Source organism: Haloglomus irregulare, assembly GCF_007421925.1.
In the GTDB taxonomy this organism is placed as follows: Archaea; Halobacteriota; Halobacteria; order Halobacteriales; family Haloarculaceae; genus Haloglomus; species Haloglomus irregulare.
Genome location: NZ_QMDX01000037.1, coordinates 10,041 through 10,264, shown reverse-complemented (window position 1 = coordinate 10,264; position 224 = coordinate 10,041). Strand labels below are relative to the sequence as shown.

Sequence of the window (224 nt, the reverse complement as noted above, 5' to 3'; positions counted from 1 at the left end):
GATTCACTATATACGCCAACACACTAAGAGCAGAAAGTTCTAACGGTTACTATAGATGCCTCGATAGTGTCTCCACCATCATGAGTGATCGTGAGTTCATCGCCATCATCACTGCTAGCATCCTCCTCGTAATCGAAGGTGAAGCTCGCTTGCGGGCTCGTGTCCGAGACCTGATCGCCCAGGCCGAGCACGAACGTCCCGATGACGGCCGCCAGAATCACCGT

Annotated in this window: 1 pseudogene; it reads right to left on the bottom strand. The window is 53.1% G+C overall.

Annotation, left to right across the window (positions count from 1 at the left end):
- Nucleotides 1-41: 41 nt before the first annotated feature.
- Nucleotides 42-221: pseudogene (locus tag DP107_RS19265) on the bottom strand (type IV pilin); the annotation flags it as partial.
- Nucleotides 222-224: the final 3 nt, after the last annotated feature.